Here is a 7,620-nt window from a genome sequence, read left to right as displayed (position 1 = left end):
CACCGGCGGCGCCGGGGCTGCGGATCGCCATGGTCGGGGCGGGGCCCGTCGACGCCTCGCTCGACGCGCTGTTCGCCGAGGCGTACGGGGTCGGGGTCGCCCGTAACTACGGCTCCACCGAGCTGGGCGCGGTCTTCAGCGGTCCCGCCGGGCTGGCTCCGCTGTGTGTCGGCGCGCCGCTGCCCGGTGTCGACAGCCGGCTGGTGGACCGCGCCACCGGGGAGCGGACGGCGCTGGGACCGGGGACGCTCCAGATCCGCACCGACGTGGTGCCCGACTGGCACGACACGGGCGACCTGGCGGTCTCCCACGAGGGTTCGCTGCGCATCCTCGGCCGCGAGGGCACCGCGGTGCGGCGCGGTGGTCGGTGGGTGGCGCCGCTGGAGATCGAGGCGGTGCTGCGCGCCCACGACGGCGTACGGGAGGTACGGGTCACCGCCAGGCGCCGCGTCCACACGGGCGAGGACGGCATCGTCGCCGAGGTGGTGGTCGCCGCCGGAGGTCCCGGCGAGGCGGAGCTGCGCGCCCATGCCGCGCGCCATCTCGCGCCGTACAAGGTCCCCGACACCGTCGTACTGCGGACCGCGCTGCCGAGGACCGCGAGCGGGAAGGCGGCCGCACCGGTCCGCTACCGGCTCACGCCTCGTGCGGCGGAGGCGGCCCGTGCCTACAAGACGTCGGAGCTGCTCTTCGCGCTGCACGACCTCGGCGCGCTCACGGCCCTGGCCGAGGGCGTCGACCCGGCGGCGCTGAGCGCGGAACTCGGCTGCGACGCGCGGGCCCTGGAGATCCTGCTGGACACGGCGGCGTCGCTGGGCCTGCTCTCCACGGCCGCTGAAACCACCACCGAAAACACCGCCGGAAACACCGCCGAACCGGCGACCCCCCGGGTCCAGGTGGCCGAACTGACCGCCTTCGTACGCCTGGAGGAGAGCCTGTCGCGGAGTCTGGTGACGCGGGAGGCGCTGGCCGCCGTGGCCCGCACGGGCCTCGCGGACCGGCCGTTCGAGCGCGGTCCTGACGACGCGGATCACGCGGTGCTGGTGTCGGCGTACCAGGGCGCCATGAGCGGCCCGTCGTCCCGCGCCCGCACCGCCCTCGGGCTGCGCCTGCTGCGCCCGCGCCCCGGCGCGCGGCTGGTGGAGGTGACGGCAGGACCTGGCCGCTATCTGGACCGGCTGCTGGCGGCCGATCCGGCGGCCGGCGGTCATCTGTGGCAGACCGGCCGGCTCAGCGGGCCGGTCGCGCGCCGAGTGGAGGCCGCCGTCGCCGACGGCAGGGTGACGACGGGGCCCGGACTGCCGTACGGCGAGGCGGACCTGTGCGTGGTCGCCAACTCCGTGCACGACGCCTCGTCGGGGGCGCTGCTGTCCGCCCTGCTGGCGACGCTGAGACCGGGCGGCCTGCTGCTGGTCGACGACATCTTCCTGCCGGCGGGCGGATCCGGCACCGGCGGACCTGGTACCGGCGGATCCGGCACCGGCGGTACGGGCGGCGCCGAACTGGCGCTGGACTGGCTGACCCATGGCGGCACCGAGTGGACCACGGTCGGGGCGCTCACCGCCGGACTCGCCGAGGCGGGCGCCGACATCGTCCGGCATCTGCCGTTCGAACCCTCTCCCTGTCATCTCGTCATCGCGAAGGAGGCCGACTGATGGGCGAAAACTCCGCCCGTATCGCGGAAAACATGGGTCAGCGAGGCCGGGTCGTCGTGGTCTCCGGAGCCTCCGGAGACATCGGGAGCGTCTGCGCCCGCCAGTTGGCCGCCCTCGGCGCCACCGTGGTGGCGGGCTACCACCAGCGGGAGGAACGGGTGCGGAAGCTCGCCGCCGAGGTCGAGTCGGACGGCGGGATCCTCGTCCCCGTCCAGGCCGACCTCTCGGCAGCGGACGGACCGGGCTTACTGGTCCGCGCCGCGCTCGACCGGTTCGGCCGCGTCGACGGCCTGGTCGCCGCCGCCGGGCTGCGTACCCGCCGGCTGGCGATGGCCACCGACGCCGCGGCGCTGGACAAGCTGCTCCAGGTGAACCTCGCTGGGACCGTCAACCTCGCCAAGGCGTGCCTGCGGCCGATGATGCGCGCCAAGTACGGCCGTATCGTGCTCTTCGGTTCCCGGGCCGGCACCAGCGGCCTGCCGGGCCACGCCGCCTACGCGGCCACCAAGGGCGCCTTGCAGCCCTGGGCCGCCTCACTCGCGGGTGAGGTCGGCAAGCACGGCATCACCGTCAATGTCGTGGCGCCCGGTGCGATCCGCGCCGAGGTCATGGACTTCTCGCCCGAAGAGCGGGACCTCGTCATGAAGTTCATCGGCGCGGGACGGCTCGGTGAACCGGAGGAGGTCGCGTCCGCCGTGTCCTTCCTGCTCTCCCCCGGGGCGTCGTACGTCAGTGGCAACACACTCGTGGTGGACGGCGGTGCGCGCTTTTGAACCCCGACGTGTCCGGCGGACCGCCGTTGCGCATCGCGATCCTGGGCGCCGGCTGGGTGTCCCGTACGGTGTGGCGGCCGCTGCTCGACGCGCATCCCGCCTTCGAGGTGGCCGCCGTCGTGGACACCGATCCGCTGGCGGCCCGCGCGACCGCGCCCGAGGGCCGGGACGTCCCTGTCGTGTCCCGGGTGGCGGACCTGGCGGGCCTGGATCTGGACGCCGCCGTGGTGGCGCTACCCAACCACCTCCATGTACCCGCCGCCTGCGAGCTGTTGGCCCGGGGCGTCCCGGTGTTCGTCGAGAAGCCGGTGTGCCGGACCCTCGCCGAGGCGCGGACGCTGGCCGCCCGCGCGCTCGACGGCGCGACGGTGCACGCCTGGAGCGCGGCCCGGCACCGGGGCGATGTACGGGCCCTGGCGGGCCTGCTCCCCTCGCTCGGCGAGGTGCGCGCGCTCGACCTGAACTGGACGCGAGCGGCCGGCGTACCGCAGCGCGACGGCTGGTTCACCGACCGCCGGACGGCCGGCGGCGGTTCCCTGCTCGACCTCGGCTGGCATCTGCTGGACGTGGGGCTCGACCTGCTGGGCTGGCCGCAGGTGACCCGCGCGCTGGGCACCGTGTCCGGCGACTGGATGGGTCGCGCCGACGCGGCGGCCGACTGGAGCGGCCGGGCGGCGGGCGACGGCGCCACCGGCGCGCCGCCCGAACCGGTGGAGGACACCGCCCGGGGCTTCCTGCTCACCGAGACGGGCGTCGCCGTCTCCCTGGAGTCCCGCTGGGCCTCGCACCACGCACTCGACAGCACGACACTCACGGTCGAGGGCACCGAAGGCGTCGCCGTACTGCGCTGCACGTTCGGCTTCAGCCCGCACCGGGCCGGCGGGTCGTCGCTGACCCTGCTGCGCCGTGGCGAGGAGACCGCCGTGCCGCTGCCCGACGAGCCTGTCGGCGTCGAGTACGAACGCCAGGTCGCCGAGCTGGCCCGGCGGCTCACCCGCGCCCGCGCCGACGGGCCGCGCACGGACGCCGGTTCGCTCGCCGAGATCACCGCACTCGCCTCCTGCGTCGACCGGCTGTACGACGCGGCGGGGCGGCGCGCTCTTCCCGTACCCGGCCCCTCCCGGAAAACCGTCCGCCCTCAGCTCCGGAGCCACTGATGGAATTCGCGTACTTCACCCATGTCTGGGGACGGGAGAACGTCACCGTCCGCCAGAGGTACGACCAGTTGTGGCAGGAGGTCGAGGCGGCCGACCGGCTGGGCTACGACTACGCCTTCTCCGTGGAGCACCACTGCACGCCGGAGGAGAGCTGGATGCCGTCTCCCGCGGTGTTCTGCACCGGCGCCGCGCTGCGCACCGAGCGCATCCGGGTCGGGCCGATGGGCTGGGTGCCACCGCTGCGGCATCCGCTGCATGTGGTCGAGGAGGTCGCCACCCTCGATCAGCTCCTGGGCGGACGGCTGGAGGTGGGGCTCGCCTCGGGCGTCAGCGACGAGCCGTTCCGGCCCTTCGGCGCCGACTTCGCCAACCGGAAGACACTGAACCGCGAATGCGCCGATCTGCTGCGCACCGCCCTGACCGCCGAAGGTCCTTTCGACTTCGACGGACCCGTGCACCAACTCAAGGACGTGACGCTGTCGTTCACGTCCCATCAGCGGCCGCATCCGCCGCTGTGGATTCCCACCACCGACCGCTCGACCCTGCGCTACCTCGCGCGCACCGGCGGCCACACCTCCTCGACCATGATCGTGCCGCGTGCGGCCATGGGCCTGGTCTACCGCCACTACCTCGACTGGTGGCGCGAGGAGGGACAGCCGGGGACCCCCCGCATCGGGTACTGGAGCCTGGTACATGTGGCCGACACGGACGCCGAGGCGGAGGCGCGGGCCGCCCGGCAGGTGACCGACACCTTCGTGAACACCCTGCGGTACGGGTCGGTGAAGCGGTCGGGCACACCGGCCGCCCCCGCGAGCCGGCTGAGCACCCCCGACATCCTGGCGGGCAGCCATGACTTCCGGTTCCTGATGGATCAGAACCTGGTGTTCGTGGGCTCCCCGAGCACCGTCGCCGAGCGCATCAGGGCAGCCGCCACCGAGGGCTGCTTCAACACACTCCTCGGTGAGTTCGCCTTCGGTGACATCGCGGGCGACGAGGCGATCGGCTCCATGGAGCTGTTCGCCGGCGAGGTGATGCCCCTGCTCGCCGGCTTCTCCCCCTATCAGCCCGAGCAGACGGACGGACCGCGCGTCGCCGTCTCCTGAACGACAGGAATCCACGTTCCATGACCGAACGAGACAGTGTCCTGATCGGGTTCGCCGGCGGCGACGACGCCGAAGTCCGGGCCGTCGCCCGGCGCCTCGCCGACGCCGTGGCCGAGCGGGGCGCCAAGGCCGCCGTACTGAGCGGTGACGCGGTGCCCGACGGCGTACGGGCGGTGGCGGAACCGCCGGAGGGCCGGGGCGCCTTCGCCGTCGAGGTGACGGGCGGCCCCCGCGCGTACGAGCCGCTGGTCGTCGGCGCCGCGGAGGCGGACCCGGTGAGCAGGCTGCTCGCCGAGCTGGAGCCGCTCGGGCTGCCGGAGGCTCCCGCGGCGCCCTACAGCGCGGAGGAGGAGGACGAGGTGGCCCGCCGCCTCGAAGCCCTCGGCTACATCGACTGACGCGACAGCGCACAGAAACGACCCACCGAGTCGACCCCGGCAACCGACCGACCCAAAGGATTCCGCGAATGGTGACGCCCGTCGGCAGCGCGACGCGTGACGCCGGGGCCCCCGGCCCCGCCCAACTCGGCGACCTCGTCCGGCGCCTGCGCCAGGTGCCCGACCGGCAGCGCCGGTTCGCGGACACCGAGACGGCGGCGCGCCGGCTGCACCGCATCCGCCCCGAACTGCTCGCCGCGCTGACCGCCGCCGGCCTCCCCTACACCGGTGAGGGGACCGAACGGCTCTTCGACGGGTACGACCTCGGCAACTCGGCCCTGCATCTGGGGCTGGTCTCGGTGCAGAGCCGGTCCATGCGGTCCTGGGCCAAGGCGCTCCAGTCGTCCGGCGCGCCCGGCCGGAGCTATCGCGTCGAGGTCGTCTCCTGCTGTCCGGTGCCGGGCCACACGGGCCCGTGCCCGTACGGTGTGCTGCTCCCGGACGGACGGCGGCTGATCGAGGGGCCGCCGGCCGACGCCCGCCTCGCCGAACTGACGGTGTCCCCCGTCGTACGGTGGCCCGAACTGCCCGAGGCGGTACGTGAACTGCTCCGCGAGGTGGAGGGCATCGGGTTCTACCTGCTCCCCGAAGCGGTGCGCTGGGACCCGGAGTTCATGTGGCGTACCCGGATGGCGGACTGCGGCGGGGCGGCGGCCTGGCTGGTCGCCGAGGGCACGCGGCGGGGGCTGGCGGCCCGCTTCTCGTTCGGGCTGCTGGTGGCGAAGCCGTACTCCACCCCGCACTGCTGGGCGGAGTTCCTGGTCGACGGGGTGTGGGTGCCCGTCGATCCGCTGCTGGTGCGGGCGCTGAACCAGTGGGGCGGGCTTGACGCACAGGTGTTCCCGCCCGACAGCGGGCCCGGCGCGCTCTTCCACCGGCTGACCGGCCGCTTCACCAAAGTGGTGAGCCACGGCGGGATTTGGGCCCAGGTCTCGCTGCCCACCGAGACGGTTCCCTAGAGGGTGTCCCCAGGGAAATCCCGGTTTGTATTCACAACACACCGGCCGACAGGCGCCCTTCGTCATGTCGTGCCGCCCCGAGACATACGCCTCATTCGGCTAGGCTGTGCCGTGCCCTTGGAGCCTCGTGAGCCCCACCATTCCTGTCACGACGAGAGGACGGGCATGACTCCCCAAGAACTGTCCGAATGCGCCCTGGAGTTACCCGGCACCCTGGACGACGAGGCCTTCGGCCCCGGCGCCACGGTGTTCAAGGTCGAAGGCAAGGTGTTCGCGATCCTCCAGGACGAGACGGACAGCCAGCCTGCCCAGGTGACCCTCAAGTGCGCACCGGATCTGGCCCTGCACCTGCGGGACCAGTATCCGGCCGTGGGACCCGGGTACCACGTCAACAAGCGTCACTGGAACACGGTCGTCCTCGACTCCACCATCCCGTCACCCGAGGTGCGGGAGATGGTGGAGCACTCCTGGGACCGGGTGGTCGCGGGAATGACCAAGGCCGCACGCGACCGGCTGACGCTCCAGCGTGGCTGACTGTCCCACCGGGCGCGTACCGCGCGGCGCGCGCCCATCCGTACAACTCGCCTCGCACCACACCGACTCAGAGAGAGAACACCACTCATGGCAGTACCCCGGCTGACAATGTTCGCGATCGTTGCGGAAGACATGAGCAAGTCCCTGGCGTTCTACCGCCGTCTCGGACTCAAGATCCCCGCCGACGCCGACTCGGCGCCGCACGTCGAGGTGGTGCTGCCCGGCGGCGTGAAGCTCGCCTGGGACAGCGTCGAGACCGTCCGGAGCTATGACCCCGACTGGAAGGCCCCGACCGGCAGCCACCGCGCCGCCGTCGCCTTCGAGTACCCGGACTCGGCGGCCGTCGACGCCGCGTACGCGGAGCTGGTGGACGCCGGCCATGTCGGGCACCTCGACCCGTGGGACGCCGTCTGGGGCCAGCGCTACGCGATCGTCCTCGACCCCGACGGCACGGCCGTGGACCTCTTCGCCGCGCTGCCCGCGTAACAACCCGCTTCACACAAGGGGGCCGGCGGGCCGTGTCGTATCTCGGGATGGACATCGGCGGGACGAAGACAGCCCTGCTCCTGGAGCGACCGGGCGCGGCACGTCCGGCGTACGCCCGGTTCGCCTGGCCCCCGGGTGCCGGCGTCGAGGCGGACCTGGCGGCGCTGGCATCGGCGGTCTCCCGGCTCGCCGGACCTGACGGTCTCGGCGGTGTACGGGGTGCCGGCGTGGCACTGCCCGCCACGGTACGGGGCGGGCGCCTGGTCGCCTGGCCCTCCCGCCCCTCCTGGGCCGGGATGCGGCTCGACACCCTGACGGAACGGATCCTCCCGGGCGGCCCGGTCGCCCACGAGGACGACGGGAACCTCGCCGCCCTCGCCGAGGCCGCCCGGACAGGCGTGGCCGACCTGGCGTATCTGGGTCTGGGTACGGGTGTGGGCGGCGGCCTGGTTCTCGGCGGCCGGCTGCACACCGGGCCGCGCGGCGGGGCCGCCGAGATCGGCCACATGGTGGTCG

The 7,620-nt window shown here is 73.4% G+C and carries 9 protein-coding genes; all 9 read left to right on the top strand.

What is annotated here, in order from left to right:
* Nucleotides 1-1,655, top strand: a 1,655-nt coding sequence (locus tag QR77_RS38885; RefSeq protein WP_150130510.1) for a methyltransferase dimerization domain-containing protein, incomplete at its 5' end; no start/stop codon positions are given.
* A complete protein-coding gene (locus QR77_RS38880) occupies nucleotides 1,655-2,428 on the top strand; it encodes an SDR family oxidoreductase (RefSeq protein WP_052489406.1) in 774 nt (257 codons plus the stop codon). The genes QR77_RS38885 and QR77_RS38880, both read left to right, overlap by 1 nt.
* A complete protein-coding gene (locus QR77_RS38875) occupies nucleotides 2,425-3,585 on the top strand; it encodes a Gfo/Idh/MocA family oxidoreductase (protein ID WP_236711000.1) in 1,161 nt (386 codons plus the stop codon). Before QR77_RS38880 ends, QR77_RS38875 begins: the two co-directional genes overlap by 4 nt.
* Nucleotides 3,585-4,688 carry an LLM class flavin-dependent oxidoreductase gene (locus QR77_RS38870; protein ID WP_040026642.1) on the top strand — a complete coding sequence of 368 codons (1,104 nt, stop codon included), beginning with the start codon at nucleotides 3,585-3,587 and terminating at the stop codon, nucleotides 4,686-4,688. Before QR77_RS38875 ends, QR77_RS38870 begins: the two co-directional genes overlap by 1 nt.
* Nucleotides 4,689-4,708: 20 nt before the next feature.
* Entirely contained in the window at nucleotides 4,709-5,086 is a 378-nt protein-coding gene (locus tag QR77_RS38865; protein WP_040026641.1) for a hypothetical protein, read from the top strand.
* Between the two features lie 68 nt (nucleotides 5,087-5,154).
* Nucleotides 5,155-6,084, top strand: coding sequence for a transglutaminase domain-containing protein (locus QR77_RS38860; protein ID WP_040026640.1), 930 nt, complete (start codon nucleotides 5,155-5,157; stop codon nucleotides 6,082-6,084).
* A 165-nt stretch (nucleotides 6,085-6,249) separates the two neighbouring features.
* Nucleotides 6,250-6,618 carry an MmcQ/YjbR family DNA-binding protein gene (locus tag QR77_RS38855; protein WP_040026639.1) on the top strand — a complete coding sequence of 123 codons (369 nt, stop codon included), beginning with the start codon at nucleotides 6,250-6,252 and terminating at the stop codon, nucleotides 6,616-6,618.
* 108 nt (nucleotides 6,619-6,726) lie between these two features.
* Nucleotides 6,727-7,104 (top strand): VOC family protein, encoded by a 378-nt coding sequence (locus QR77_RS38850; RefSeq protein WP_201778863.1) that lies wholly within the window; start codon nucleotides 6,727-6,729, stop codon nucleotides 7,102-7,104.
* A 32-nt stretch (nucleotides 7,105-7,136) separates the two neighbouring features.
* A partial coding sequence (locus QR77_RS38845) for an ROK family protein (protein ID WP_040026637.1) occupies nucleotides 7,137-7,620 on the top strand: 484 nt, incomplete at its 3' end.

Origin of the sequence: Streptomyces sp. 150FB (genome assembly GCF_000818195.1) — a bacterium.
GTDB lineage: Bacteria > Actinomycetota > Actinomycetes > Streptomycetales > Streptomycetaceae > Streptomyces.
This window is presented reverse-complemented; position numbering and strand designations above follow the sequence as displayed.